We start from the raw sequence: 24,693 nt of genomic DNA, 5'->3' as shown, positions 1-24,693 counted from the left end.
ATGCAACCGGCCCCTTGAAGTAGTCATCGACCGGCGCACGACGTTCGAGCCCCAAACGAAAATGGCCGGGCAGAGCCCGGCCATGAACGTTCATTCATACGTCGTGCGGTTGGATCAATGCAGCGCGGTCGTATTGAGCTGCTGCTGGATCGTCTTGAAGTGATCGAGCCGCTCGATCGCGCGATCGAGCTCGTTGCCCTGCTTCTCGTTCAGCTTGGATTCCATGCCGGCGATCTCGGCCGCGAAGGCGGTCTGGTCGAGCTCCTTCAGCGACGTGGCGACGTCGGCGAGAACCGTCAGACCTTTGTCCGAGATCTCGGCAAGACCGCCGAGCACGATGATCTTCTGCTGCGATCCGCCTGATGTCACCGTCAGGATGCCCGGCCGCAGCGTCGCCACGAACGGCGCGTGGCCCGCGAGCACGCCGAAATCACCCTCCTGGCCGGGAACGTCGACCTGGTCGACCTCACCCGAGAAGGCGATCTTTTCCGGCGAGACGAGATCGAAATGGAAAGTAGCCATGAGGAAACCTGCGAGTAGCGAATAGCGAATGGCGAGTAGTGAATGGAGTAGGGAGTAGCGGATAACCCTATTCGCTACTCCCTATTCGCCATTCGCCCTTAGGCGGCTTCCGCCGCCAGCTTCTTGCCCTTCTCGACCGCCTCGTCGATGTTGCCGACCATGTAGAAGGCGGCCTCCGGCAGGTGGTCGTACTTGCCTTCACACAGGCCCTTGAAGCCCTTGATGGTGTCGGCGAGGTCGACGAACTTGCCCGGCGATCCCGTGAAGATTTCGGCGACGTGGAACGGCTGCGACAGGAAGCGCTCGATCTTGCGGGCGCGGGCTACCGTCAGCTTGTCCTCTTCCGAGAGCTCGTCCATGCCCAGGATGGCGATGATGTCCTGCAGCGACTTGTAGCGCTGGAGGATCTGCTGGACCATGCGCGCGGTTTGATAGTGCTCCTCGCCGACGACCAGCGGGGACAGCATGCGCGACGTGGAGTCGAGCGGGTCCACCGCCGGGTAGATGCCCTTTTCCGAGATCGCGCGGTTGAGCACGGTGGTCGCGTCCAAGTGCGCGAACGACGTCGCCGGCGCCGGGTCGGTCAAGTCGTCAGCCGGCACGTAGATCGCCTGCACCGAGGTGATCGAGCCCTTGTTGGTGGTGGTGATACGCTCCTGCAGCGCGCCCATGTCGGTGGCGAGCGTCGGCTGATAACCCACCGCCGACGGGATACGGCCGAGCAGCGCCGACACTTCCGAGCCCGCCTGCGTGAAGCGGAAGATGTTGTCGACGAAGAACAGCACGTCCTGGCCCTGGTCGCGGAAGTGCTCGGCGACGGTGAGGCCGGTCAGGCCGACGCGGGCGCGGGCGCCGGGCGGCTCGTTCATCTGACCGAACACCAGCGCGCACTTCGACTTGACGCTCGGATCCGGATTGTGCGGATCGGCGTTAACCTTGGACTCGATGAACTCGTGATAGAGGTCGTTGCCCTCTCGCGTACGCTCGCCGACGCCGGCGAACACCGAGTAACCGCCGTGCGCCTTGGCGACGTTGTTGATCAGCTCCTGGATCAGCACGGTCTTGCCGACGCCGGCGCCGCCGAACAGGCCGATCTTGCCGCCCTTGGCGTAAGGAGCCAGGAGGTCGACGACCTTGATGCCGGTGACGAGGATTTCAGCCTCGGTCGACTGGTCGGTGTAGCTCGGCGCGTCCGCGTGGATCGGGCGCAGGCCTTCCGCCTTGACGGGGCCGGCTTCGTCGATCGGCTCGCCGATCACGTTCATGATGCGGCCGAGCGTGCCCTCGCCGACTGGCACCCGGATCGGCGAGCCGGTGTCGGTCACCTCCTGGCCGCGCACCAGACCTTCGGTGGTGTCCATCGCGATCGTGCGGACGGTGGATTCACCGAGATGCTGGGCGACCTCGAGTACAAGGCGGTTGCCGGCGTTCTTGGTTTCGAGCGAATTGAGAATGGCCGGCAGGTGACCTTCGAACTGCACGTCGACGACGGCGCCGATGACCTGGGTGATGCGACCGATCTGGTTGGCTGCGGTAGCCATTGAGTGTCTCTCCTTACGATCCGTATACGAAACCACGGTCGGCTCGACCGGGATGTGTTCCTGGGTTGCGCTTCAAAGAGGCGCGACGCGATCTGGCTAGACCGCCTCGGCGCCCGAAATGATTTCGATCAGTTCCTTGGTGATCATCGCCTGACGCGTGCGGTTGTAGATCAGCGTCTGCTTGCGGATCATCTCGCCGGCGTTGCGCGTGGCATTGTCCATCGCCGACATCTGCGCACCGTAGAACGAGGCGTTGTTTTCGAGCAGCGCGCGGAAGATCTGCACGGCGAGATTGCGCGGCAGCAGCCCGGCGAGGATCTCGTCCTCCTCCGGCTCGTATTCGTAAGGCGCCAGCGGCGCAGCATTGGCAGGCCGCGCCTCGACCACCAGCGGAATGATCTGCTGTGCCGTCGGGATCTGCGCGATCACCGAGCGGAAGCGCGAATAGAACAGCGTGCAGACGTCGAACTCGCCGGCCTCGAAGCGGGCGATCACCTTCTTGGCGATCTCGTCGGCATTGGCAAAACCGATCTGGCGAACCGAGCGCAGATCCATGTGCTCGACGATCTGCTTGTCGAACTGACGGCGCAGTTGCTCGTAGCCCTTGCGGCCGACGCAGAAGAATTTCACTTCCTTGCCCTGGTTCATCAGGGCTAGCGCACGCTCGCGCGCCAGACGCACGATCGAGGAGTTGAACGCGCCGGACAGGCCGCGCTCGCCGGTGCAGACCAGCAGCAGATGCACCTGGTCGCGCCCGGTGCCCGCGAGCAGGCTCGGGCCGCCGGCGGAGGCGATGGTGGCGCTCGCGATGTTGGAGATCACGGCGTCCATCTTCTCGGCATAGGGACGCGCCGCTTCGGCCGCCTGCTGCGCGCGGCGCAGCTTGGAGGCGGCGACCATCTGCATGGCCTTGGTGATCTTCTGCGTCGCCTTGGTCGAGGCGATGCGGACCCGCATGTCTTTCAGTGACGCCATTGTTCGTCTAGCTCACCCCGGCGGCCGATCCCCTGGAGATCCGACCGCTCAACCCTGAGATTGGTCATGCCCGGCCTGATGCTGGGCATGAGATGTCACGTTGTTCACCCCGAAGGCGTGGATGGCCGGCCGGAGCCGGCCACGACCTCTAGCGATCAGGCGAAGGTCTTGGCGAAGCCTTCGACCACCGCCTTCAGCTTGGCGGCGCTGTCGTCGGACAGATCCTTGCTGTCGCGGATCGCGTTCAGGAGGTCGGCATTCTTGCCGCGCAGCAGCGACAGGAGGCCGTCCTCGAAGGCGCGCACCTTGCCGAGCGGAAGCGCGTCGAGATAGCCGTTGGTGCCGGCCCAGATCACGCAGACCTGCTCTTCCATCTTCAGCGGCGAGAACTGCGGCTGCTTCAGGAGCTCGGTCAGGCGCGAACCACGGTTCAGCAGGCGCTGGGTCGAGGCGTCGAGGTCGGAGCCGAACTGCGCGAACGCGGCCATCTCGCGGTACTGCGCCAGCTCGCCCTTGATCTTGCCGGCGACCTTCTTCATCGCCTTGGTCTGCGCCGAGGAGCCGACGCGCGACACCGACAGACCGACGTTCACCGCAGGACGAATGCCCTGGAAGAACAAATCGGTCTCCAGGAAGATCTGGCCGTCGGTGATCGAGATGACGTTGGTCGGAATGTAGGCCGACACGTCGTTGGCCTGCGTCTCGATGACCGGCAGCGCGGTCAGCGAGCCCAGACCATGGTCCTTGCCGAGCTTCGCAGCGCGCTCCAGCAGGCGGGAGTGCAGGTAGAACACGTCGCCCGGATAGGCTTCGCGGCCCGGCGGGCGGCGCAGCAGCAGCGACATCTGGCGATAGGCGACGGCCTGCTTGGACAGATCGTCATAGATGATGACGGCGTGCATGCCGTTGTCGCGGAAGTACTCGCCCATCGTGCAGCCGGTGAACGGCGCGAGATACTGCATCGGGGCCGGATCGGAGGCGGTCGCGGCGACGACGATCGAGTATTCCAGCGCGCCCTGCTCCTCGAGCACCTTGACGAACTGGGCGACGGTCGAGCGCTTCTGGCCGACGGCGACGTAGACGCAGTACAGCTTCTGGCTCTCGGGAGCGCCAGCGACGTTCAGCGGCTTCTGGTTCAGGATGGTGTCGAGCGCGATCGCGGTCTTGCCGGTCTGGCGATCGCCGATGATCAGCTCGCGCTGGCCGCGGCCGACCGGGATCAGGGCGTCGATTGCCTTCAGGCCGGTGGCCATCGGCTCGTTGACCGACTTGCGCGGAATGATGCCGGGCGCCTTGACGTCCACGCGCTTGCGCTCGGTGAACTGGATCGGACCCTTGCCGTCGATCGGGTTGCCGAGCGCGTCGACGACGCGGCCAAGCAGGCCCTTGCCGACCGGCGCGTCCACGATGGCGCGGGTGCGCTTGACGGTCTGGCCTTCCTTGATCTCGCGGTCGGCGCCGAAGATGACGACGCCGACGTTGTCGGTCTCGAGGTTCAGCGCCATGCCGCGGGTGCCGTTCTCGAACTCGACCATCTCACCGGCCTGGACGTTGTCGAGACCGTAGACGCGGGCGATACCGTCGCCGACGGACAGCACCTGTCCGACTTCGGTGACTTCGGCTTCCTGCCCGAAATTCTTGATCTGGTCCTTGAGGATCGCGGAAATTTCCGCGGCGCGGATGTCCATCAGCCTGCCTCTTTCATCGCGTGCTTGATCGAGTTGAGTTTGGTGCGAAGCGAACTATCGATCATGCGGCTGCCGAGCTTGACGACGAGCCCGCCGATAATCGCTGGATCGACTTTCACGTTGAGCGCGACGTCCTTGCCGGTCACCGTCTTCAGTGAGGCCTTCAAGGCGTCGAGATTCTTGTCCGAGAGCGGCTCGGCGACGACGACGTCGGCCGTGGCCTCTCCCTTATATTTGGCGACCAGCGCGCTGAAGGCGCGGATCACGTCGGCGACCGCGAACAGGCGGCGGTTGGTGGTCAGCACACGCAGCACGTTGGCGGCGACGCCGGCGATGCCGGCCTTGTCCAGCACCGCATTGAGCGCCTTGAGCTGCACGTCCGCGCCGAACACCGGGCTGCGGACCAGGCGCTTGAGGTCGGCGCTCTCATCGAGAAGGGCATTGAACTTGTCGAGATCGGCCTTGACCGCATCGACGGACTTTTCGTCACGGGCCAGTTCAAACAGGGCCGTCGCGTAACGACCGGACACACCGGATACGGAGGGATCTTCAGCAGCCACAGACGTGCTCTTTTTATATGCGCCCAACCCACAAGAGGGACACCGGCGCGCCGCTGCGGCGCAAACCAGTTAAGCCCTTGGAATTCAAGCAGGACTTTGATTTTCGATCGCCGCAAGAGCAGCTTGATCACGAAAAGCGGCGCTTTGCTAACATAGCGTACGCGCAGCCGCAACAAGCGGTGGCCCGCTATTCGGCACCTTGTTGCCGCGCTGCGGTCGGAGCCCGGGACGGACCCGGAAGCGGCGCGATCGCCGCCGGTGGTGCACCCCGAACCCAGTACCGACGATCCGCGTATTCGTTCCGCCTGTTGCTGCATGGCCGCTATGTCCGTTTGGCCTTGACTGCCGCCTTGGCGGCTCCAGCGGCGATCGGCCGGATCGATATCAATTACTTGGCAACATCTTCACAACCTCAATGACGACTTAACACGACAGTACTTGAAAGTATTAATTAGTTAATGAAGCGTTAAACGGGCGGATTACGGAATTTTCGGTGATGAAGATCACCAGTCCCAAGATATTCCGATCCGAGCGGAACAATTTCTACTGCCCCATTCGTGCCTCATTGCGACATCAAACGGCGCGCGCCTCAACACCTGACGGGGGTCCACTGGCTGCAGAACGCAGCAATACTGTTTCGAGGGACAGATCCAGATGCTGAAACTGAAGAACCTCTCGGCTGGCAAGATCGCCGGCTCGCGCACCGCGCTCGCTGTTGCCGTGACGCTGATCGTCGGCGGCAGCGCCACCGAAGCCTCGGCCCGGTCCAGGCACCACCATCACCACGCGCGCCACCACCATCATCATATGGCGCGCCAGGCCGCCCAGCCCGCGGCAGACTCGTTTTCGAACGGCTGGTCGAACAACTCGTCCTGGATGAATGCCAACGCATCGGTCGCGCCGTCGTCCGGAACGGGCCGCACCTTCTCCGGCATGGCATCGTACTACGGCAACGAGTCCGGCAGCCGCACCGCATCCGGCCAGCGCATGAACGCCAACGCCATGACCTGCGCCCACCGCTCGCTGCCGTTCGGCACCAAGCTGCGCGTCACTCATGGCGGCCAGAGCGTCATCGTCACTGTCAACGACCGTGGCCCATTCATCCGCGGCCGTGTGCTCGACCTTTCGACGGGCGCCGCCCGCGCCATCGGCCTGACCCGCGCCGGCGTCGGCCGCGTCACCGCCGAGGTCGTGTCGTAAGTCACCCATCTATCCGCGCGTCATTGCGAGCGCAGCGAAGCAATCCAGGGCTCCTTTGGGACTCTGGATTGCTTCGTCGCTTCGCTCCTCGCAATGACGGCGGTGATGGCGTGCCTTGTGCTACAAGAAGCTCTGCGGGTCGACGTCGACCTCGAGCTTGAGATTGCCCCTGGGCTTCTCCGCATGCGCCAGCCAATGGCGCAGATAATCCGACAGATCGAAATTGCGCGCCGACTTGAGCAGCAGCCGGAAGCGGTAGCGGCCCTTGATGACGGCGAGCGGCGCCTCGGCCGGTCCGAGCAGCAGCACGCCCTCCTCTGAAGGCGCTGACGCCACCAGCCGGCGCGCGAAGCCCTCCGCGGTCGGCCTGTCCCCTGCCGAAATGATCAGGCTCGCCAGCCGGCCGAACGGCGGGTAACCCGTGCGCTCGCGGACGTCGATTTCGCTGGTGTAGAACGCCTCGCGGTCGCAGGCGATCAGCGCCTTCATGACCGGATGCTCGGGCTGGTGCGTCTGCAGATAGCCCCTCCCCCTGCCCTGCTCGCGGCCGGCACGGCCGATCACCTGGTTGAGGAGCTGCCAGGTGCGCTCGGCGGCGCGCGGATCGCCGTTGCCGAGGCCGAGATCGGCGTCGACCACGCCGACCAGATTGAGCCGAGGGAAGTTGTGGCCCTTGGCCACGAGCTGGGTGCCGATGATGAGGTCGACGCGGCCTTCCGCGATCTCCGTGAGTTCGGCGCGCATGGTCTCGATCGAGGTGATCAGGTCGCTCGACAGCACCATGCTGCGCGCGTCGGGAAACAGCGCGGCCGCCTCCTCCTGCAGCCGCTCGACGCCCGGGCCGACCGCGACCAGCGATTCCTCGGCGGCGCAATGCGGACAGGCCGGCGGCCGGGCCATCGAGAACCCGCAATGGTGGCAGACCAGGCGCTGGCGAAAACGATGGTCGACCAGCCAAGCGTCGCAGATGGTGCAAGCAAAACGGTGGCCGCAGGCGCGGCACAAGGTCAGCGGCGCATAGCCGCGGCGATTGAGAAACAGCAGCGCCTGCTCGCCGCGCTCGATCGCGGTGCGGATCTCGCCCGCCAACCGCGGCGAGATGTAGCGGCCGCGCGGCGGCGGCTCGCGCCTGAGATCGATCGCCTCGATGTGCGGCATGTGCTGGCCGCCGAAGCGCGACGGCAGCGCGACGCGCTGGTAGCGGCCCTTGCGCGCATTGACCTCGGTCTCGACCGAGGGCGTCGCTGACGCCAGCACGACCGGGAATTTGGCGATGTGGCCGCGCACCACCGCCATGTCGCGGGCGTGGTAGTGCGCGCCCTCGTCCTGCTTGTAGGCCTGGTCGTGCTCCTCATCGACGACGATCAGGCCGAGATCGGCGTAGGGCAGAAACAGCGCCGAGCGCGCGCCGACCACGACCGGCGCCTCGCCGGCGGCGATCGCCGCCCAATTGCGCTGGCGCGTGCGCGGCGTCAGCTCGGAATGCCATTCCAGCGGGCGCACGCCGAAACGGCGCGAGAAGCGGTCGAGGAACTGCCCGGTCAGCGCGATCTCCGGCATCAGGATCAGCGACTGCCGGCCGCGGCGGACGGTCTCGGCCACCGCCTCGAAATACACCTCGGTCTTGCCGGAGCCGGTGACGCCATCGAGCAGCGCGACCTGAAAGCCGCCATTGGCAGCCAGCGCCCGCATCGCCTCGACGCCGGCCAACTGTGCATCGAAGAACTCGGGCTGGGCGAAGGACGGGTCCGGCGTCGGCGGCGGCAAGGCCCGCGGCATCGCCTCGACCGTCAGCGTCCCCTCGTCGACCAGTCCGTCGATCACGCTGCTGGAGACGCCGATCTCGCGGACGAGGTCGGACTTTCCGTGCAGCAGGCCATCCGACACCGCCTCGATCACCCGCCGCCGCGCCGGCGTCAGCCGCTTTGGCGGCTCGCCGACCAGCCGGACGCCGAGGCGAACGCGCTCCGGCCCGAGATGCTCGCCCATGCGAAGGCACATCCGCAGCACCATGCCGCGCGGTGACAGCGTGTAATTGGCGACCCAGTCGACCAGCGACCGCAGCTCCGGCTTGAGCGGCGGCACGTCGAGCTTCTCGCTGACGTCCTTCAGCCTGTTGTGCAGTCGCGGATCGGGATTGGCGTTCTCCGCCCACACCACCGCCAGCACCTCGCGCGGCCCCAGCGGCACGCCGACGACATCGCCGGGCTTCAGCGCCATGCCGCGCGGCACGCGGTAGGAATAAGTGTGGTCGAGCGCGACCGGAACCAGCACGTCGACCACGCCGGCCGTGCTGACTGCACCTGGAAAGAGATCGGTCGGGCGGTCCATGAGGGCGGAGATAGCCTTGCTCGGGCTGAAGCGAAAGCCGCCCGGCAAAGTTAGCGAACGGTAAAGGACGAGGATGCGATATATATAGATGAACCGACGGGTTGAGACCGAGCTTCTCGCCGCGAGCGCCGCTGCGCTCCCTCGCCCCGCTCTTGCGGGGAGAGGGCTGGGGTGAGGGGCAGACGCACGGGACGTGTTCGCCGTGAGACCTGTACCCCCTCACCCGGATTGCATCTGACGATGCAATCCGACCTCCCCCCGCAGGCGGGGAGAGGCGCAGACCGCATTCGCGGCGGCCGACAAGCTCGCAGGACCTCGTCCCATCGCTGGGCACGCACGCATGGCAAAGCAGACGCGACCACCTGAAACGGATGCCGACGATGCGCCGGAGCTCTCCGACCTGATCGGCGCCGATGACGGCGTGGTGCGCGCGATGATGCAGTGGCTGGCGCATCTGCGCAGCGAGCGCCGGCTGTCCCCGAAGACGGTCGAGGCCTATGCCCGCGACCTGCGGCAATGCCTGCAATTCCTCTGCACCCATTGGGGTGAGCCGGTGACATTGGCGCGCTTTGCGGTGCTGGAAGCCGCCGACATCCGGGCCTTCATGGCGATGCGGCGCGCCGACGACATCGCCGGACGCTCCCTGATGCGGACGCTGGCAGGCTTGCGCTCGTTCGGTCGTTTCCTGGAGCGCGAGGGCAAAGGCAAGGTCGGCGCCCTCTCGGGAATCCGCGCGCCAAAGATCGCCAAGAGCCTGCCGAAGCCGCTGCCGATGGACGCCGCCAAGCGCCTCGCCGATGCCGACGAGCGTGCCGGCGAGACCCGCGAGACCTGGGTTCTGGCGCGCGACGCCGCGGTCATGGCGCTGCTGTATGGCTCCGGCCTGCGCATCTCAGAGGCGCTCGGATTGAAACGCGGCGAGGTGCCGCGGCCGGGCGAAGGCGACGTGCTGGTCGTGACCGGCAAGGGCAACAAGACGCGCATGGTGCCGGTGCTGCAGAACGTGCTGCAGCTGATCGACGAGTACGCCAGGCTCTGCCCCTACCCGCTTCCGGGAGCTGGGCCGATGTTCGTCGGCGCCAAGGGCGGTCCGTTGAGCCCGCGCATCATTCAGCTCGCGATGGAGCGGCTGCGCGGCGCGCTCGGCCTGCCCGACAGCGCCACGCCGCACGCGCTGCGCCACTCCTTCGCCACGCACCTGCTGTCGCGCGGCGGCGATCTGCGCGCGATCCAGGAGCTGCTCGGCCACGCCTCGCTGTCGACCACGCAGATCTATACCGGCATCGATTCTGAACGGCTGCTGCAGGTCTACGCGTCGGCGCATCCGCGGCGCTGACACCGTTCCGTCACATCGTTTCCCTTGCGCGACCACCGTGGTTCCGGCAATCGTCTCCCTCGCTTGATCCGGAGGGGAACAGATGAGCGCACATGAGAGCATGGAGCATGCGGAGCACGCCGAGCATGCCTCCGGCGAGAACAAGAAGATCGCGCTGCTGATCGCCGTCATCGCGCTGTTCCTGGCGCTGTCGGAAACGCTCGGCAAGGGCGCGCAGACCGAATCGATCAGCAAGAACGTCGAGGCATCCAACCTCTGGGCCTTCTTCCAGGCCAAGACCGTGCGCCGCACCGTGGTGCAGACCGCAGCCGAGCAGGGCAAGCTGAACCTGCCGGCGCTGCCGGACGAGGCGGCCAAGGCGGCGTTGCAGAAGCAGATCGATGACTGGCAGAAGAATGCCGCGCGCTATCGTTCGGAGCCGGAGACCGGCGAAGGCAGCGAACAATTGGCCGAACGCGCCAAGCATGCCGAGCACGAGCGCGACGAGGCGACGGCGAAATATCACCACTACGAATTGGCGTCGGCCGCTTTCCAGATCGGCATCGTGCTGGCGTCGGCGACGATCATTACGGGAATGATCGTGCTGGCCTGGGCCTCCGGTGGGCTCGCGCTGATCGGGATCGCCATGACGCTGCTCGGCCTGTTTCAGCCGCATCTCTTGCATCTGCATTAGCCACGAAAGCCGTCATTCCGGGGCAAGGCCACAGGCCTTGAACCCGGAATCTCAAGCTTGGCTTGCGTTCATTCTCAACAATCTCGAGATTCCGGGCTCAATCGCCGGCACGCTGCCGCTTTGCGGCTGCACACGGACGATTGCCCCGGAATGACGCGGGTGGTGAGCAGGCGAATGATGCCGCCCAATGGCTCTTCTTGATCAGCGCGCCTGCACGCTGCGGCGGAAGCGCAGGATCTGGCGAACCACGCGGGCCGACCAGCCGCGGGTATTGCCCCGAAGCAACTCGCCGACGACCTCACGGACACGCTGCTTGATCGGCTCGACGAGGGCCGAGGCTTTGCTGCGCAGCGTGAGCACGGCCTCATACAGCCAGGCGAACCAGCCCATCTGCAGCAGCTTGCTGCGCGTGACGTCGAAGATGAATGCGGTGACACCGACACCGACGATCTTGCCGGACACGATCGTGGCCAGCGCGAGCTTCCACTGATGGTGCATCAGCAGCCACATGCCGAGCAGCTTGAGCGGAAACAGCAGCACGACCGGCACGACGAAGACGATCAAGGTCAGCGCCGGAGACAGCGTCTCGATCCGCGCGGCAAGCCAGTGCTTCAAGCTCCGCAGCGGAATCGCGGCGACGATGCGCGCCACGACCGGCTCGAGATGGTCCCACAACCAAGCTTCGATCAGGAAGATGATCGCAAGCAGAACCCAGAACGGCTGAAGCAGGCGGCGCAGCATCGGACTCCATCTCCGCCGGGCCTCGAGGGTTGAGGCCGCTATGACGATAGGACCTCGCGCCTTGCCGTTCGGTTCAGCGTCATAAGCGGGGCGTTTTGTCGCACCCACCTAAGGCGCCTCCGGGCGTCCGTCACATATGGATGGCCCGCTTACCCACCGCAAGCGCGGCTTCCTTGACGGCCTCCGAGCGCGTCGGATGCGCGTGGCAGGTGCGCGCAAGATCCTCGGCAGAGCCACCGAACTCCATCAATACGGCGGCCTCGTGAATTATTTCCCCGGCCTCGCGGCCGATGATATGGGCGCCGAGCACGCGGTCGGTCTTCGCATCGGCGAGGATCTTCACGAAACCGTCAGTGGTCTGGTTGACCTTGGAACGGCCGTTCGCGGTAAACGGAAACTTGCCGACGGTGTAGGCGACGCCGGCCTGCTTCAACTCGTCCTCGGTCTTGCCGACGGAGGCCACTTCGGGCGTGGTGTAGACCACGCCCGGAATGACGTCGTAGTTCACGTGGCCGGCCTGGCCCGCGAGAATCTCCGCGACAGCGACGCCCTCGTCTTCGGCCTTGTGCGCGAGCATCGGGCCCGCGACGACGTCGCCGATGGCGTAGACGCCGGGCACGCTGGTCGCGAAATGATGATCGATCTGGACGCGGCCGCGATTATCGATGATGACGCCCGCTTCCTGCAGACCGAGTCCCTCAGTGTAGGGCACGCGGCCGATCGCCACCAGCACGACATCGGCTTCGATCTTTTCAGCCGCTCCGCCCGCTGCGGGCTCGATGGTCGCCGACAGCGTCGCGCCCGACGTGTCGACGCCGGTGACCTTGGCGCCGAGCTTGAACGCAAAGCCCTGCTTCTCGAGGATGCGCTGGAACTGCTTGGCAATCTCGCCATCCATGCCGGGCAGGATGCGGTCGAGGAATTCGACCACGGTGACCTTGGCGCCGAGGCGGCGCCACACCGAGCCGAGCTCAAGGCCGATCACGCCGGCGCCGACGACGAGCAGGCTCGACGGCACCTTGTCCAGCGACAGCGCGCCGGTCGAGGACACGATGCGCTTCTCGTCGATCTCGATGCCCTTGAGGCGCGCGATGTCCGAGCCGGTGGCGATGACGATGTTCTTGGTCTCGACGGTCTGCGCAGCACCGTCATTGCCGGTGACCTGCAGCTTGCCGGTGCCGAGGATCTTGCCCTTGCCCACGAGCACGTCGATCTTGTTCTTCTTCATCAGGAACTCGACGCCCTTGACGTTGCCGTCGATGCCCTGCTGCTTGAAGTTCATCATCGCCGGCAGATCGATCTCCGGCGCCGGGACCTTGATGCCCATCTTGGCGAAGGAGTGCCCGGCCTCCTCGAACAATTCAGACGCGTGCAGCAGCGCCTTCGACGGCATGCAGCCGACATTGAGACAGGTGCCGCCGAGGGTGGCGTTCTTCTCGACCACGGCCACCTTCATGCCGAGCTGCGCCGCGCGGATGGCGCAGACATAACCACCGGGTCCGGTACCGATGACGACGAGATCGTAGGATGCCATGATCGAATGTTCCGTAAGCTTTGTAGTCAGAGATGATGACGGTCGTCAGCGTCCGCCCGACACGTCGAGAATGGCCGAAGTGACATAGGAGGCCTCGTCCGACAGCAGCCAGACGATGGCATTGGCGATTTCCTCCGCGGTGCCGACGCGCTTCATCGGCACCATCGGCGCGAGGCGATGGGCGCGATCGGGCTCGCCGCCGGAGGCGTGAATGTCGGTATCGATCAGGCCGGGGCGAATGGCGGCGACGCGGATGCCCTCGCTCGCGACCTCGTGGGCCAGACCGATGGTGAAGGAATCGATCGCACCCTTCGAGGCGGCGTAGTCGACATAGGTGTTCGGCGAGCCGAGCTTGGCGGCGACCGACGACAGGTTGATGATGACGCCACCCTGGCCGCCATGCCGCGTCGACATCCGCTTCACGGCCTCGCGGGCGCAGAGGATGCTGCCGGTGACGTTGACCGCCATCAGCCGCTCGATGCGCTCCGCGCTCATCTCGTCGACGCGCGAGGTCGGGCCGACGATGCCGGCATTGTTGATGAGCGCGCCGAGCGTGCCGAACTTGTCGGCGGCCTTGAACAGCGCGAGGATGTCGTGCTCGCGGCCGACGTCGCATTTCACCGCGATCGCCTTGCCGTTCTTGGCCTCGATCGCGGCGACCGTGCTCTGCGCTGCCGCCTCGTTCGAGGCGTAGCCGACCACGATCTTGAAGCCGCGCGCCGCCGCGGCAAGGGCAGTGGCGCGGCCGATGCCGCGGCTGCCGCCGGTGATCACTGCAACCCTGTCGGTCATGCTGGCCCCCGTTAGGTCTGAGGCGCGCTGCCAGGCGCGCCTCAATTCGTCAAGTCGTCGTTCGCCTCAGAGATCCAGCACCAGCCGCGCCGGATCTTCCAGGCTCTCCTTGACGCGCACCAGGAAGGTCACGGCTTCCTTGCCGTCAATGACACGATGGTCGTAGGACAGCGCCAGATACATCATCGGCCGGACCTCGATCTTGCCGCCGACCACCACCGGCCGTTCCTGGATCTTGTGCATGCCGAGAATGCCGGACTGCGGCGCGTTCAGGATCGGGGTCGACATCAGCGAGCCGTAGATGCCGCCATTGGTGATCGTGAAGGTGCCGCCTTGCATCTCGTCGATCTTGAGCTGGCCGTCACGGGCGCGGCGGCCGAAATCGGCGATGCCCTTCTCGATGTCAGCGATCGACTTGTGGTCGCAGTCGCGCACGACCGGGACGACCAGTCCCTTGTCGGTGCCGACGGCGACGCCGATGTGGTAGTAGTTCTTGTAGATGAGATCGCTGCCGTCGATCTCGGCGTTCACGGCCGGGATGTCCTTCAGCGCCTGCACGACGGCCTTGGTGAAGAAGCCCATGAAGCCGAGCTTCGAGCCGTGCTTCTTCTCGAACACATCCTTGTACTGGCTGCGCAGCGCCATGACGTTGGTCATGTCGACCTCGTTGAAGGTCGTCAGCATCGCCGCGGTGTTCTGCACGTCCTTGAGGCGGCGCGCGATGGTCTGGCGCAGCCGGGTCATCTTCACGCGCTCCTCGCGCGCGGCGTCATCCGCCGGCGACGGCGCACGCACCTGCACGGAAGCCGCCGGCTGATTGACCGGGGTCGGGGCGGAGGCGGCGCGCTCGATCGCCGCCAGCATGTCGCCCTTGGTGACGCGGCCATCCTTGCCAGAGCCCGGCACGGTGGTGGCATCGACGCCGCTCTCGGCGGAGAGCTTGCGCACCGACGGGGCCTGCGGCGTATCGGCGGGCAGCGCCTTGGCCGGCGCTGGAGCGGCAGCAGGGGCAGCCGCGGCGGGCTTCGCCGGAGTCGCGGCGGGAGCAGCAGCGGCCGGCTTCGCAGCGGCCGCGCCATCGGTGATCTGGCCGAGCAGCGCGCCAACGGCGACGGTCTCGCCATCCTTGGCGATGATCTCACCCAAGGTGCCGGCCGACGGCGCGGGCACCTCGATCGTCACCTTGTCGGTCTCGAGCTCGACGAGGGGCTCGTCGACCGCCACGGCGTCGCCGGCCTTCTTGAACCAGCGGCCGATGGTGGCTTCGGTGACGGATTCACCCAGCGTCGGAACGCGAATTTCAGTCATGGTCTTTGTCCTCAATAACCCGTGCGGTCATAAAGCCGGTCCGCCATCGCCTTGCGGCGGGCAAGCGATGCGGGACGGACGATCAACGCGATGTACTTGCGCCCCGCAGGTTGCGGGGCGCGTCAAAAAGGCAGGTTCAGTTCAAGGCTTCGTCGAGCAGCGACTTCAGCTGGGCGAGATGCTTCGACATCAGGCCCGTCGCGGTCGCTGCAGAGGCGGCACGGCCGGCATAGCGCGGACGCTTGCTCTTGCCGCCGGTCTGGTTCATCACCCATTCCAGATAGGGCTCGATGAAGTGCCAGGCGCCCATGTTGCGCGGCTCTTCCTGGCACCACACCACTTCGGCGTTCTTGAAGCGGCCGAGCTCGGCGACCAGCGCCTTGAGCGGCACCGGATAGAGCTGCTCGACGCGCATCAGGTAGACGTCGTTCAGCCCGCGCTTCTCGCGCTCGTCATAGAGGTCGTAATAGACCTTGCCCGAGCACAGCACGATGCGGCGGATCTGCTCGTCCGGCACCAGCCTGGTCTTGTCGTCCGCCTGCATCTGCGCGTCATCGTACAGGATGCGGTGGAACGTCGTGCCCTTGGCGAGCTCCTCGAGCCGCGACACCGCGCGCTTGTGGCGCAGCAGCGATTTCGGCGTCATTACGATCAGCGGCTTGCGGATCTCGCGATGCAACTGTCGCCGCAGCACGTGGAAGTAGTTCGCCGGCGTGGTCGGATAGACCACCTGCATGTTGTCCTCGGCGCACATCTGCAGATAGCGCTCGAGGCGTGCCGACGAATGCTCGGGGCCCTGGCCCTCGTAGCCGTGCGGCAGCAGGCAGACCAAGCCGGACATGCGCAACCATTTACGCTCACCCGACGAGATGAACTGGTCGAACAACACCTGGGCGCCGTTGGCGAAGTCGCCGAACTGTGCCTCCCAGAGGGTCAGCGCGGTCGGCTCTGCGAGCGAGTAGCCGTATTCGAAGCCGAGCACGGCTTCTTCCGAGAGCAGCGAGTTGATGACCTCGAAGTGGCCCTGCTCCGGCGCCAGATGGTTGAACGGCGTGTAGCGGCTCTCGTCCTCCTGGTCGATCAGCACCGAATGGCGCTGCGAGAAGGTGCCTCGCTCGCTGTCCTGACCGGAGAGACGAACCTTGTGGCCTTCGAGCAGCAGCGAACAGTACGCCAGCGCTTCGCCGGTCGCCCAGTCGAGCCCGATGCCGCTGTCGATCGCCTTGGCGCGGTTCTCGAGGAAGCGCTGGATCGTCCGGTGCACGCGGAAGCCGTCCGGCACCTTGGTGATCTTGCGGCCGATCTCCTTGAGGCGGTCGATCTCGACGCCGGTAACGCCGCGGCGCGCCTCCTCCTCCTGGTCGGCGGATTTGAAGCCTGCCCACTTGCCGTCGAGCCAGTCGGCCTTGTTCGGACGATAGGACGTACCGGCCTCGAACTCGGCGTCGAGACGGGCGCGCCAGTCGGCCTTGGCCTTCTCGACCTCGCCCTCGGTCATCACGCCTTCGGCGACCAGGCGCTTGGAGTAGATCTCCAGGGTCGACGCATGGGCGCCGATCTTCTTGTACATCACCGGCTGGGTGAAGGCCGGCTCGTCGCCCTCGTTGTGGCCATGCCTGCGGTAGCAGAACATGTCGATCACGACCGGCTTGTGGAATTTCTGCCGGAACTCGATCGCAACCTTGGCTGCGAACACCACGGCTTCCGGATCGTCGCCGTTCACGTGGAAGATCGGCGCATCGATCATCTTGGCGACGTCGGACGGATAGGGCGACGACCGCGAATAGCGCGGATAGGTCGTGAAGCCGATCTGGTTGTTGACGATGAAATGAATCGAGCCACCGGTCCGGTAGCCTTTCAGGTCGGACAGCGCGAAGCACTCCGCCACGACGCCTTGGCCGGCGAACGCAGCGTCGCCATGCATCAAGAGCGGCAGCACCGAGATGCGCATGTCCGGCGGATCGCCATGCTGGTCCTGCTTGGCGCGGACCTTGCCGAGCACGACGGGATCGACGATCTCCAGATGCGACGGATTGGCAGTCAGCGACAGATGGATGCGGTTGCCGTCGAACTCGCGGTCCGAGGAGGCGCCGAGGTGGTACTTGACGTCGCCGGAGCCTTCGACCGCGTCGGGATTGGCCGAGCCGCCCTTGAACTCGTGAAACAGCGCGCGGTGCGGCTTGCCCATCACCTGGGTCAGCACGTTGAGGCGGCCGCGATGCGGCATGCCCAGCACGATCTCCTTCACGCCGAGATTGCCGCCGCGCTTGATGATCTGCTCCAGCGCCGGAATCAGCGACTCGCCGCCGTCGAGGCCGAAGCGCTTGGTACCGGTGAACTTGACGTCGCAGAACTTCTCGAAGCCCTCGGCCTCGATCAGCTTGGTCAGGATGGCGCGACGGCCCTCGCGGGTGAACGAGATTTCCTTGTCCGGCCCCTCGATGCGCTCCTGGATCCAGGCCTTCTGGGCGGCGTTCGTGATGTGCATGAACTCGACGCCGAGCGTCTGGCAGTAGGTGCGCTCGCAGATCGCGACGATCTCACGCAGGCTGCCGTATTCGAGGCCGAGCACGTGATCGAGGAAGATCTTGCGGTCGTAGTCGGCCTCGGTGAAGCCGTAGGAGCGCGGATCGAGTTCCTCACGGTTGCGCGGCGCCTCGATGCCGAGGGGATCGAGCTTGGCGTGGAAGTGGCCGCGCATGCGGTAGGCGCGGATCAGCATCAACGCGCGGACAGAGTCGCGGGTGGCCTGATTGACGTCGGCCACCGACAGTTCGACGCCCTTCGTCTGGGCCTTGGCGGCGAGCTTCTCGCCGACCTTCTTTTCGACGACGGCCCAGTTGCCGTCCAGCGCCGAGGTCAAGTCGTCGCGGGGGGAGACCGGCCAGTTGCTGCGCGCCCAGGAGGGGCCCGACGCATTCTTCTGCACGTCGGCCGGCGCGTCCTTCAGGCTCTTGAAGAACTCCTGCCACTCCGGGTCGACCGAAGCGGGGTCCTTCTCGTAGCGGGCGTAGATCTCATCGATGTAGGTGGCATTGGTGCCCTGCAGAAAAGACGACAGGGCGAAGGCGGCGTTCGCATCTTGGCGAGACATGGTGGCGTCCTGGTAATTTCGATGCGCCCAATCAAAACGGCGCAATGCCTGACCCGCGGGGCACGCGGATCAGGCTCGGGTTAGGACCGTTTACCTTATTTATTGTAAATATTCGCGCCGAAAAGCACTAAGTCCTGAATCAGGATTTCAACTTTTCGACAAGCGTCTTGCCAAGCCGCGCCGGAGACGGAGAGACTGTAATACCAGCAGCTTCCATCGCAGCGGTCTTCGAGCCGGCATCGCCCTTGCCGCCCGAGATGATCGCGCCGGCATGGCCCATACGGCGGCCGGGAGGGGCGGTGACGCCGGCGATGAATCCGACCATCGGTTTCTTGCGGCCGCGCTTCGCCTCGTCCTTGATGAACTGTGCCGCGTCCTCCTCGGCCGAGCCGCCGATCTCACCGATCATGATGATCGAGGTCGTCTTGGGGTCGGCCAGGAACATCTCGAGCATGTCGATGAACTCGGTGCCCTTGACCGGGTCGCCGCCGATGCCGACCGCCGTGGTCTGGCCCAGGCCCTCGGACGTCGTCTGGAACACCGCTTCATAGGTCAGGGTGCCCGAGCGCGACACGATGCCGACCGAGCCGGGCTTGAAGATGTTAGCCGGCATGATGCCGATCTTGCACTCGCCGGCGGTCATGACGCCCGGGCAGTTCGGCCCGATCAGGCGCGACTTGGATCCCACAAGCGAGCGCTTTACCCGGACCATGTCGAGCACCGGGATGCCCTCGGTGATGCAGACGATCAGCGGGACCTCGGCGTCGATCGCCTCGCAGATCGCGTCGGCCGCGCCCGGCGGCGGCACGTAGATCACCGAGGCGTCGGCGCCGGTGGCCTCGCGGGCCTCCTTGACGGTGTCGAACACCGGCAGGCCGAGATGGGTCGAGCCGCCTTTGCCCGGCGAGGTGCCGCCGACCATCTTGGTGCCGTAGGCGATCGCCGCCTCGGAGTGGAAGGTGCCGTTCTTGCCGGTGAAGCCCTGGCAGATGACCTTGGTGTTCTTGTCGATGAGGATGGACATCGTGCTTTCTCTAAAAGCGTTGCGGTGAGGAATGAGCGAGCGCCTGAAACGGCGCTCAGCCTCCCTTGACGGCCTTGACGATCTTCTGCGCGGCGTCGTCGAGATTGTCGGCGGGCAGCACGTTCAGACCGGACTCGCTGATGATCTTCTTGCCGAGATCGACATTGGTGCCCTCGAGTCGCACCACCAGCGGCACCTTCAGGCCGACTTCCTTGACCGCGGCCACGACGCCCTCGGCGATGACATCGCACTTCATGATGCCGCCGAAGATGTTGACCAGGATGCCCTTCACGTTCGGATCGGCGGTGATGATCTTGAACGCCGCCGCGACCTTCTCCTTGCTGGCGCCGCCGCCGACGTCGAGGAAGTTGGCGGGCTCCATGCCGTACAGCTTGATGATGTCCATCGTCGCCATGGCGAGGCCGGCGCCGTTGACCATGCAGCCGATGGTGCCGTCGAGCGCGACGTAGTTGAGGTCGTACTTCGATGCCTCGATCTCCTTGGCGTCCTCCTCGGTCTCGTCGCGCAGCGCGACGACTTCCGGGTGCTTGAACAGCGCGTTGGAGTCGAACGAGACCTTGGCGTCGAGCACGCGCAGCTGGCCCTGCTTGGTGACGACCAGCGGGTTGATCTCGAGCATCGCCATGTCCTTGGCGACGAAGGCGTTGTAGAGCTGGGTGGTCAGCTTCTCGGCCTGCTTGGCGAGGTCGCCGGAGAGCTTCAGCGCCTTGGCGACGGCGCGGCCGTGATGGCCCATGACGCCGGTGGCCGGATCGACCGAGAAGGTGATGATCTTCTCAGGCGTGCTGTGGGCGACGTCCTCGATGTTGACGCCACCTTCGGTCGACACCACGAAGGCGACCCTCGAGGTCTCGCGGTCGACCAGCAGCGACAGATAGAATTCCTTGTCGATGTCCGAGCCGTCCTCGATGTAGAGACGGTTGACCTGCTTGCCGTCCGGACCGGTCTGCACCGTCACCAGCGTGGCGCCCAGCATCTGCTTGGCGAACTCGTTGACCTCCTGGATCGACTTGGCGAGGCGGACGCCGCCCTTGTCGCCGGCAGAGGCCTCCTTGAACTTGCCCTTGCCGCGACCGCCGGCGTGGATCTGGCTCTTCACGACCCAGACCGGGCCACCTAGCGTCTTCGCCGCCGCATCCGCGTCCTCCGGACGGAGAACCGGCACGCCCTTGGAAATCGGCACGCCGAACTCGTGCAGCAGTGCCTTGGCCTGATATTCGTGAATGTTCATAAGCGCTTGCTCCCCGAACCCGCGATGGGGTGACGACCAGAATTGTTGTTAGGATGTCTGGTATACCATATACCAAACATCCTGCAACTCGATGTGGGCGAGACTACGCCCCGTGAATGACCCCTGATCAGCGGCCGAGCAGGTCGGGCGCGATCTTCTTGCAGGCGTCGACCAGGCCCTGGACGGCGGCGACCGACTTGTCGAACGCCTCGCGGTCCTTCCCGGCCAGCTCGATCTCGACGATGCGCTCGACACCCTTGGAGCCGATCACGACGGGCACGCCGACATACATGTCCTTGACGCCGAACTCGCCGTTGAGATGCGCCGCGCAGGGCAGCACGCGCTTCTTGTCGCGCAGATAGCTCTCGGCCATCGCGATCGCCGACGCCGCCGGGGCGTAGTAGGCGGAGCCCGTCTTGAGCAGGTTGACGATCTCGGCGCCGCCATTGCGGGTGCGGTCGACGATCTCGTCGATGCGCGCCTGCGAGGTCCAGCCCATCTTGACGAGATCCGGCAGCGGAATGCCGGCGACGGTCGAGTACTTGGTCAGCGGCACCATGGTGTCGCCATGGCCGCCGAGCACGAAGGCAGTGACGTCCTCGACCGAGACGTTGAACTCATCGGCCAGGAAGTAGCGGAAGCGCGCGGAGTCGAGCACGCCGGCCATGCCGACGACCTTCTTCGCCGGAAGGTTCGAGGCCTTCTGCAGCGCCCAGACCATCGCGTCGAGCGGATTGGTGATGCAGATGACGAACGCATCGGGGGCGTACTTCTTGATGCCGGCGCCGACCTGCTCCATCACCTTCAGGTTGATCGACAGCAGATCATCGCGGCTCATGCCCGGCTTGCGCGGCACGCCGGCGGTGACGATGCACACCTTGGCGTTGTCGAGCGCCTCGTAAGAGTTGGCGCCGGTGAAGTGCGCATCGAAGCCATCGACCGGCGAGGACTGCGCGATGTCGAGCGCCTTGCCCTGTGGAACGCCTTCGGCAATGTCGAACATCACGACGTCGCCGAGCTCCTTGAGGCCGACGAGGTGAGCCAGCGTTCCGCCGATCTGACCGGAGCCAATCAAAGCAATCTTGTCGCGCGCCATGGCAAATTTTCCTTTGAACCCGAAGGGGTGAGGGAGGTTGAAAAGTCGAGTGGGTGGTTATCCCTTTCGCCCGGGCCGTTCAAGTCACGCTATGGCCAATTGGCGGGCGTGCCTTGATTTCGATCAGGACCGGGCGACGGCTGCTGATGATCCTTTCAGCATGATTGGCGTGGCCTTTTCGCGGCTGTGTGCCCGGCGGCAGGCGCTCGCCAAAACTCCGGTATTTGTCAGGTTTCGACCAACCCCGTGGAAGTCCCGGATGCCGCCGAGTCCTTCCGCCCGTGCGGCAGGGCCAGGTAGGAGTCCGAGCCCATCTCGATCAGGCGCGAGGTGGTCCGCTTGAACTCCATGGCCTCGATGCCCTCGGTCGCGACGTAGAGCGAAATCGGGTCGGCTTCGGCGGACGCGATCAGCTTCACGGCGTTGTCGTAGAGCGTATCGATCAGGGTGATGAACCGCTTGGCGGCATTGCGCTCGGCCAGATCCATGACCGGAACGTGATCGATCAGGATCGTATGATAGTCGTGCGCGAGCCGCAGATAGTCCGAGGCTGCCAGCGGCTTCTCGCAGAGATCGGTAAAACCGAAGCGGGCGACGCCGTTGGCGGAGCACGGGACATGCAGGATACGCCCCTTGATCGTCATGTCGCGCGGCTTGCACTTGGCATGCCCCGTGAGCCGCGCCCAGGCCTTGTCGAGCGCCGCTCGCGCGTCGACATCGGCCGGCACCAGCCACATCTTCACGCCGGCCAGCTTCTCCAGCCGGAAATCGGTGCGCGCATCCAGCCGCATCACGTCCATATGGTCGGCGATCTGCTTGATGAAGGGCAGGAACAGCGCGCGGTTGAGGCCGCCTTTGTAGAGGTCTTCGGGCGCGACGTTCGAGGTCGCCACCACCACGGTGCCGAGCTCGAACAGCCTGGCGAACAGACGCCCGAGGATCATCGCGTCGGCGATGTCGGTGACATGGAATTCGTCGAAGCAGAGCAGCCAGGCCTGATCGAAGATCGCCTGTGCCGTGAGCCCGATCACGTCGGCATCGGCAAGCTCGCCGCGCGCGATGTTCTGGCGGTAGCCGTAGATGCGCTCGTGCACCTCGGCCATGAATTCGTGAAAATGCGCGCGGCGCTTGTGCTCGACGGGACAGTTCTGGAAGAACAGGTCCATCAGCATGGTCTTGCCGCGCCCGACCTCGCCGTGGACATAGAGGCCGTTCGGCGGCTCGCTCTTGTCGGCAAAAAGGCGGCCGAACAAGCCTTGCTTGCGCGTCGGCTTGTAGGTCGAGAGGCGGCGCTCCAGCGCCGCCAGGGCGTCGGCGACCTCGGCCTGGGCGAGGTCGGCCTCGATCGCACCGGTATCGACCAAAGACTGATATTGCGCGCGGAACGCGTCTGACGGAGTGGACAGCATGAGCCCACTCTAGGTCACGAGACTTACGGAAAATGCAATCCGCAAATGGTGGAAGCCGCCATGCGTCGGAGCCGTGAGGTCGTGGTATATGGCACGCAAACGCCGCCGTGACCGTTAGTCCGGGGCTAACGACGTTAGTCTTCGCTCCTGGCCTCAGCGAGCGGCTGGCTTGAACGACCGCGCTCCAGACCTCACCCCGGGGAAAGGTCGTAGGCGTCCTCGACCACGTAGGGGCCACCGCCGGTCGAGGCGCGCGACGAGAACAGCACGAAGCGCTCGGCCGTGAACACGCGGCTCGGGAAATAGCCGCGGACGGAGAGATAGTCGGCGACGTCCTGGCTCGACGCATCGTGCAGCCGCGCCAGCGTGACGTGGGGCACGAATTTGCGACCTTCCGGATCGAGCCCGATCCGCTGCATGAGCCGCTCGAGCTCGGCCTGCAGCTCGATCAGGGGGCGGCTCGGCGCGACGTTGGCAACGACGGCGCGCGGCTTGCGGCCGCCGAAGCTGGAGAGACCCTGCACCGTCACTTCGAACGGCTTGCGGTTCACCCGCCACAGCATCGAGGCGATCTCGTTGGCGGAGGCGCCGTCGATGTCACCGATGAAGCGCAACGTCACATGGTAATTTTCGGGATCGATCCAGCGGGCGCCGGGGAGGCCACCCCGCAAACCGGAAAGCGTGTGGCCAACCTCGGCCGGGATTTCCAGTCCAGTAAACAGACGCGGCATCGTTTCAGGACTCCCGATGCTGGAGGCTGATCTCGAAAATTGACGAGATCATGCCTTCGAGAAATGATCGACGACGAATCGCCAATGCATCATTCCTACCGAACTTATATGACTCCGCGACGGAAGGCGGGTTAACGCCGGTAAAAGCTGCGGAAAACCCGGCCCTTAAGGTTATCGCAAATGATCGACGCGGCGCTTCGTTCCGTCATTGCCCACGAAGTGGACGCAGGAATGCTTCCGCCGTAGGCAACATCCGGGACACGATGATGTCGACGCCGGCTGCGGTGGGGTGGATGCCGTCGGCCTGGTTCAGCTTGGGGTCGGCGGCGACACCGTCGAGAAAGAACGGATACAGCGGGACGCCGAATTCCTTGGCCAGATCGGGATAGATCGCGTTGAATTTCGCGGCATAGTCGCTGCCGTAGTTCGGCGGCGCCAGCATGCCGCACAGCATGACGGCGATGCCCCGTGCCTTCAGCCGGGTCACGATCTCGGTCAAGGCCTTGCGCGTCACCGCGGGATCGATGCCGCGCAGCGCATCGTTGGCGCCGAGCTCGACGATGACGGCCTCGGTCCCGTCAGGCACCGACCAGTCGAGCCGGTCGCGGCCGCCGGACGAAGTGTCCCCGGATACGCCGGCATTGGTGAGGTCGATCGGCAGGCCCTGGGCCTGCAACGCCTTCTGCAGCTTGGCTGGAAACGCATCCGAGGCGGACAGGCCAAGACCCGCGCTCAAGGAATCGCCGAGCACGACCAGCTTGATCGGCTTGACGTCGTCAGCGCCCGCAAACGCGGGCCCGACTGTCATCAAGGCGAGCATCAACACGAGTATGTGCACGAAGATATGTCCGCGCCTCTCGACCCGGCTTGCGGAGTTGCCATATGA

Annotated in this window: 21 protein-coding genes; 4 read left to right on the top strand and 17 right to left on the bottom strand. The window is 65.3% G+C overall.

What is annotated here, in order from left to right; all coding sequences use genetic code 11:
• Positions 1–114: 114 nt before the first annotated feature.
• The 5 genes from ACQR1F_RS26660 to ACQR1F_RS26640 form a co-directional block, all read right to left on the bottom strand.
• On the bottom strand, positions 115–522 hold the full coding sequence (locus ACQR1F_RS26660; protein ID WP_315715938.1) for a F0F1 ATP synthase subunit epsilon: 408 nt from the start codon (positions 520–522) through the stop codon (positions 115–117).
• 98 nt (positions 523–620) lie between these two features.
• The gene (gene atpD, locus ACQR1F_RS26655; RefSeq protein WP_172112903.1) at positions 621–2,063 is read right to left on the bottom strand and encodes a F0F1 ATP synthase subunit beta; all 1,443 of its coding nucleotides are present in this window, start codon (positions 2,061–2,063) and stop codon (positions 621–623) included.
• Positions 2,064–2,159: 96 nt separating this feature from the next.
• The gene (locus ACQR1F_RS26650; RefSeq protein WP_315800690.1) at positions 2,160–3,038 is read right to left on the bottom strand and encodes a F0F1 ATP synthase subunit gamma; all 879 of its coding nucleotides are present in this window, start codon (positions 3,036–3,038) and stop codon (positions 2,160–2,162) included.
• A gap of 155 nt (positions 3,039–3,193) precedes the next feature.
• Entirely contained in the window at positions 3,194–4,726 is a 1,533-nt protein-coding gene (atpA, locus tag ACQR1F_RS26645) for a F0F1 ATP synthase subunit alpha (RefSeq protein ID WP_172112905.1), read from the bottom strand.
• A complete protein-coding gene (locus tag ACQR1F_RS26640) occupies positions 4,726–5,286 on the bottom strand; it encodes a F0F1 ATP synthase subunit delta (RefSeq protein WP_434914151.1) in 561 nt (186 codons plus the stop codon). The genes atpA and ACQR1F_RS26640 overlap by 1 nt, the downstream gene beginning before the upstream one ends.
• Before the next feature lie 77 nt (positions 5,287–5,363).
• Between ACQR1F_RS26640 and ACQR1F_RS26635 the strand changes: the two genes are divergently transcribed.
• Complete coding sequence (locus ACQR1F_RS26635) at positions 5,364–5,705, top strand: hypothetical protein (RefSeq protein ID WP_316215524.1); 342 nt, start codon at positions 5,364–5,366, stop codon at positions 5,703–5,705.
• Positions 5,706–5,940: 235 nt separating this feature from the next.
• Complete coding sequence (locus ACQR1F_RS26630) at positions 5,941–6,486, top strand: septal ring lytic transglycosylase RlpA family protein (RefSeq protein WP_316215523.1); 546 nt, start codon at positions 5,941–5,943, stop codon at positions 6,484–6,486.
• 120 nt (positions 6,487–6,606) lie between these two features.
• Here ACQR1F_RS26630 and ACQR1F_RS26625 read toward each other — a convergent pair whose 3' ends face one another.
• On the bottom strand, positions 6,607–8,817 hold the full coding sequence (locus ACQR1F_RS26625; protein ID WP_316215522.1) for a primosomal protein N': 2,211 nt from the start codon (positions 8,815–8,817) through the stop codon (positions 6,607–6,609).
• Positions 8,818–9,250: 433 nt separating this feature from the next.
• Between ACQR1F_RS26625 and ACQR1F_RS26620 the strand changes: the two genes are divergently transcribed.
• Both ACQR1F_RS26620 and ACQR1F_RS26615 read left to right on the top strand, forming a co-directional pair.
• Positions 9,251–10,153, top strand: coding sequence for a tyrosine recombinase XerC (locus ACQR1F_RS26620; protein ID WP_434914172.1), 903 nt, complete (start codon positions 9,251–9,253; stop codon positions 10,151–10,153).
• Between the two features lie 82 nt (positions 10,154–10,235).
• Positions 10,236–10,826 (top strand): DUF4337 domain-containing protein, encoded by a 591-nt coding sequence (locus tag ACQR1F_RS26615; protein ID WP_315800696.1) that lies wholly within the window; start codon positions 10,236–10,238, stop codon positions 10,824–10,826.
• 201 nt (positions 10,827–11,027) lie between these two features.
• On the opposite strand, the gene ACQR1F_RS26610 is transcribed toward ACQR1F_RS26615, so the two are convergent.
• The 11 genes from ACQR1F_RS26610 to ACQR1F_RS26560 all read right to left on the bottom strand — a co-directional run bounded on the left by ACQR1F_RS26610 (position 11,028) and on the right by ACQR1F_RS26560 (position 24,645).
• Positions 11,028–11,567 carry a hypothetical protein gene (locus ACQR1F_RS26610; protein WP_316180326.1) on the bottom strand — a complete coding sequence of 180 codons (540 nt, stop codon included), beginning with the start codon at positions 11,565–11,567 and terminating at the stop codon, positions 11,028–11,030.
• 130 nt (positions 11,568–11,697) lie between these two features.
• On the bottom strand, positions 11,698–13,101 hold the full coding sequence (gene lpdA / locus ACQR1F_RS26605; RefSeq protein WP_434881670.1) for a dihydrolipoyl dehydrogenase: 1,404 nt from the start codon (positions 13,099–13,101) through the stop codon (positions 11,698–11,700).
• A 45-nt stretch (positions 13,102–13,146) separates the two neighbouring features.
• The gene (locus tag ACQR1F_RS26600; RefSeq protein ID WP_315800699.1) at positions 13,147–13,893 is read right to left on the bottom strand and encodes an SDR family oxidoreductase; all 747 of its coding nucleotides are present in this window, start codon (positions 13,891–13,893) and stop codon (positions 13,147–13,149) included.
• A 66-nt stretch (positions 13,894–13,959) separates the two neighbouring features.
• Positions 13,960–15,201, bottom strand: a complete 1,242-nt coding sequence (gene odhB / locus ACQR1F_RS26595; protein WP_434881668.1) for a 2-oxoglutarate dehydrogenase complex dihydrolipoyllysine-residue succinyltransferase — start codon at positions 15,199–15,201, stop codon at positions 13,960–13,962.
• Positions 15,202–15,337: 136 nt separating this feature from the next.
• Positions 15,338–18,295 (bottom strand): 2-oxoglutarate dehydrogenase E1 component, encoded by a 2,958-nt coding sequence (locus tag ACQR1F_RS26590; protein WP_434914150.1) that lies wholly within the window; start codon positions 18,293–18,295, stop codon positions 15,338–15,340.
• A gap of 139 nt (positions 18,296–18,434) precedes the next feature.
• The gene (gene sucD / locus ACQR1F_RS26585; protein ID WP_172112915.1) at positions 18,435–19,319 is read right to left on the bottom strand and encodes a succinate--CoA ligase subunit alpha; all 885 of its coding nucleotides are present in this window, start codon (positions 19,317–19,319) and stop codon (positions 18,435–18,437) included.
• A gap of 55 nt (positions 19,320–19,374) precedes the next feature.
• Positions 19,375–20,571 (bottom strand): ADP-forming succinate--CoA ligase subunit beta, encoded by a 1,197-nt coding sequence (gene sucC / locus ACQR1F_RS26580; protein WP_434838845.1) that lies wholly within the window; start codon positions 20,569–20,571, stop codon positions 19,375–19,377.
• A gap of 127 nt (positions 20,572–20,698) precedes the next feature.
• Entirely contained in the window at positions 20,699–21,667 is a 969-nt protein-coding gene (mdh, locus tag ACQR1F_RS26575) for a malate dehydrogenase (RefSeq protein WP_315800703.1), read from the bottom strand.
• Between the two features lie 227 nt (positions 21,668–21,894).
• A complete protein-coding gene (gene zapE / locus ACQR1F_RS26570) occupies positions 21,895–23,076 on the bottom strand; it encodes a cell division protein ZapE (protein ID WP_316215518.1) in 1,182 nt (393 codons plus the stop codon).
• 191 nt (positions 23,077–23,267) lie between these two features.
• Entirely contained in the window at positions 23,268–23,807 is a 540-nt protein-coding gene (gene thpR / locus ACQR1F_RS26565) for an RNA 2',3'-cyclic phosphodiesterase (protein ID WP_315800705.1), read from the bottom strand.
• Positions 23,808–24,012: 205 nt separating this feature from the next.
• On the bottom strand, positions 24,013–24,645 hold the full coding sequence (locus ACQR1F_RS26560; protein WP_315800706.1) for an arylesterase: 633 nt from the start codon (positions 24,643–24,645) through the stop codon (positions 24,013–24,015).
• Positions 24,646–24,693 lie beyond the last annotated feature (48 nt).

Source organism: Bradyrhizobium sp. HKCCYLS3013 (assembly GCF_051167615.1).
Lineage (GTDB): Bacteria > Pseudomonadota > Alphaproteobacteria > Rhizobiales > Xanthobacteraceae > Bradyrhizobium.
This window is presented reverse-complemented; position numbering and strand designations above follow the sequence as displayed.

Coding starts and splice junctions, on each gene's coding strand:
- ACQR1F_RS26660 (WP_315715938.1), bottom strand. CDS start 522: ATGGCTACTTTCCATTTCGATCTCGTCTCGCCGGAAAAGATCGCCTTC.
- atpD (WP_172112903.1), bottom strand. CDS start 2,063: ATGGCTACCGCAGCCAACCAGATCGGTCGCATCACCCAGGTCATCGGC.
- ACQR1F_RS26650 (WP_315800690.1), bottom strand. CDS start 3,038: ATGGCGTCACTGAAAGACATGCGGGTCCGCATCGCCTCGACCAAGGCG.
- atpA (WP_172112905.1), bottom strand. CDS start 4,726: ATGGACATCCGCGCCGCGGAAATTTCCGCGATCCTCAAGGACCAGATC.
- ACQR1F_RS26630 (WP_316215523.1), top strand. CDS start 5,941: ATGCTGAAACTGAAGAACCTCTCGGCTGGCAAGATCGCCGGCTCGCGC.
- ACQR1F_RS26625 (WP_316215522.1), bottom strand. CDS start 8,817: ATGGACCGCCCGACCGATCTCTTTCCAGGTGCAGTCAGCACGGCCGGC.
- ACQR1F_RS26620 (WP_434914172.1), top strand. CDS start 9,251: ATGATGCAGTGGCTGGCGCATCTGCGCAGCGAGCGCCGGCTGTCCCCG.
- ACQR1F_RS26615 (WP_315800696.1), top strand. CDS start 10,236: ATGAGCGCACATGAGAGCATGGAGCATGCGGAGCACGCCGAGCATGCC.
- ACQR1F_RS26610 (WP_316180326.1), bottom strand. CDS start 11,567: ATGCTGCGCCGCCTGCTTCAGCCGTTCTGGGTTCTGCTTGCGATCATC.
- lpdA (WP_434881670.1), bottom strand. CDS start 13,101: ATGGCATCCTACGATCTCGTCGTCATCGGTACCGGACCCGGTGGTTAT.
- ACQR1F_RS26600 (WP_315800699.1), bottom strand. CDS start 13,893: ATGACCGACAGGGTTGCAGTGATCACCGGCGGCAGCCGCGGCATCGGC.
- odhB (WP_434881668.1), bottom strand. CDS start 15,201: ATGACTGAAATTCGCGTTCCGACGCTGGGTGAATCCGTCACCGAAGCC.
- ACQR1F_RS26590 (WP_434914150.1), bottom strand. CDS start 18,295: ATGTCTCGCCAAGATGCGAACGCCGCCTTCGCCCTGTCGTCTTTTCTG.
- sucD (WP_172112915.1), bottom strand. CDS start 19,319: ATGTCCATCCTCATCGACAAGAACACCAAGGTCATCTGCCAGGGCTTC.
- sucC (WP_434838845.1), bottom strand. CDS start 20,571: ATGAACATTCACGAATATCAGGCCAAGGCACTGCTGCACGAGTTCGGC.
- mdh (WP_315800703.1), bottom strand. CDS start 21,667: ATGGCGCGCGACAAGATTGCTTTGATTGGCTCCGGTCAGATCGGCGGA.
- zapE (WP_316215518.1), bottom strand. CDS start 23,076: ATGCTGTCCACTCCGTCAGACGCGTTCCGCGCGCAATATCAGTCTTTG.
- thpR (WP_315800705.1), bottom strand. CDS start 23,807: ATGCCGCGTCTGTTTACTGGACTGGAAATCCCGGCCGAGGTTGGCCAC.